Source organism: Acetobacter syzygii (assembly GCF_000964225.1).
GTDB lineage: Bacteria > Pseudomonadota > Alphaproteobacteria > Acetobacterales > Acetobacteraceae > Acetobacter > Acetobacter syzygii.
The window spans coordinates 1-2,007 of record NZ_BAMZ01000031.1 but is presented as its reverse complement, the minus strand read 5'-3'; the positions used below and the strand labels follow the sequence as shown (position 1 = coordinate 2,007).

At 57.3% G+C, this 2,007-nt stretch carries 2 protein-coding genes; one reads left to right on the top strand and one right to left on the bottom strand.

What is annotated here, in order from left to right; translation table 11 throughout:
- Nucleotides 1–193: 193 nt before the first annotated feature.
- A complete protein-coding gene (locus tag Absy_RS11125; protein ID WP_048854839.1) occupies nucleotides 194–1,006 on the bottom strand; it encodes an NAD(P)H-dependent oxidoreductase in 813 nt (270 codons plus the stop codon).
- A gap of 103 nt (nucleotides 1,007–1,109) precedes the next feature.
- Here Absy_RS11125 and Absy_RS11120 point away from each other — a divergent pair, with 103 nt between their 5' ends.
- Nucleotides 1,110–1,970, top strand: a complete 861-nt coding sequence (locus Absy_RS11120) for a LysR family transcriptional regulator (protein ID WP_048854838.1) — start codon at nucleotides 1,110–1,112, stop codon at nucleotides 1,968–1,970.
- Nucleotides 1,971–2,007: the final 37 nt, after the last annotated feature.

Sequence of the window (2,007 nt, the reverse complement as noted above, 5' to 3'; positions counted from 1 at the left end):
TAACCTGAAGGCCGCAGGTTCAAATCCTGCCCCCGCAACCAAGCATAAGCGTCTGAAAAGACAGAAGAAAAGCCACCCAGAAGGGTGGCTTTTTTTGTGCCCAATTCCCCGCCCAGGAAACACATAGGAAACAAACGAAAAGGAATTCAGGCGCAATTTTGTCGGTTTTCACGTTCGCGTGATGGTCGGGGCGTTATTCCTCGCAGTCGCGGAGACAGGGCTTTTGTTCTGCAACATGCAGGGCAAAACGAACGGCGCCTGGTGTCTCCAGGCCGGGTTTCAGTTCCATCGTCGGGATCTGGTAGTCGCCACCGTTCTGCTTCCGGTAAGGGATGGGCGTTGTCGTTGCGAGCGTGCTTATACGTTCGCGAAGTTGCTCGGACATAATTCCGAAACGTGCGTCATCCAATCGGTCCACCCTGTAAGCGACGAAAGGCGGTAGCACTGTGAAGCCGGGATAGAACAGAATGCCATGGTTGATCGGAAACAGCAGATCGTCGATCTGACCATTGATCCCGCGTTCGGAATAATGCTCCGGCCAGCCTCCCGTCGTTACGAGCAGCATGGCGCGCTTGCCTGCCATCACGCCCTCGCCATAGCGATCCCCCCAGCGGCGATCGCTGTGCTCACCAACGCCATACGCAAAGCCACAGGCATAAACGCGGTCAACCCAGCCTTTGAGGATCGCCGGCATGGCGAACCACCAGAGCGGAAACTGAAGAATGACGGTATCGGCCCAGAGAAGTTTCTCCTGCTCTGCTTTTACGTCATCCGTCAGGCCGTCCGCTGCGAATTCGCGGGAAGATGCAGATGCCACTTTCAGGCGTTCGTCGGCAGGCAGATCCGGGAAGTCACTCCGGTCGACGGTTGCTTTCCAGTGCATGGTATAAAGATCAGAGACTTTGACCTCGTGGCCCTGCGATTGCAGTTCGGCGACTGTGATATCGAGAAGGGCGCCATTGAGGGAGTGTCGTTCGGGATGGGCGAACACGATCAGGACATTCATGTGTGGGGCCTTGTCTTTGCAAAAAAGATTCGTTTCCTGGCAAGACTAGGCGATAGGATATTCTTCTCCCATATGGAGATAGCGGAAGGCACTGTGCCGAAAAATGGAACAATCCCTGATCTCGCTGGAACGGATGCGCACCTTTGTGCGCATCGCTGAACGCGGCAATCTGGCCGCCGTCTCACGGGAAACCGGTGCCGGACAATCGACAGTAACGCGGCATCTGCGTGAACTTGAAGAGGCTCTGGGTGTCTCGTTACTGACGCGCACCACGCGCCGGACCGCGTTAACAGACGAAGGGACGCGATATTATGCGCAGTGCGTGCAGATTCTTTCCCTCGTCGAGCAGGCAAGTCAGGAAATGCGCGATACACGGCAGGCAACGGCCGGAACGGTGCGTATTTCCTGTACCGGTGCGTTGGGTGTTCTGCACTTCAGTCGTCTCGTCTATGCTTTTCAGGACGAGAACCCAGGGATCAGGGTGGAATTCGGTCTGACAGACGAGCGCATTGATCTGGTGCGTGACGGCGTTGATATCGCCATCCGTCTGGGCCCTCTGAGCGATTGCGCGATGAAACTGCGCTCCCTTGGCGAGAGCGAGCGTATGCTGGTCGCATCTCCCGAATGGCTGCGTCGCAACGGTCCGGTGCGGCGCCCCGAGGACCTGCGTCAGCTTGAGGGTGTGCGAATGGCCCGTGTGCATGGATCGGATCAGCTGGTTTTGCGGAGCGCGAGGGGCAGAAATTACGTTGTGCCGTTCCACGGTCGTTTGATCGTCGATCACGGTCTGGCAGCGCGGGATGCGTTTCTGGCAGGTCGAGGCTACGGGCCGGCCCATCGCTGGCTGATAGAAGACTGCCTGCGGGATGGTCGTCTTGAGCATGTGTTACCAGATTATACACTGTCGCCCGTGCCGCTGAGTATGCTGATCGCGCCGGAACGGACGAACCTGACCCGGGTCTGAATTGCCCCGGGTTTTGTGGAGACGTTTTTATCTGAAC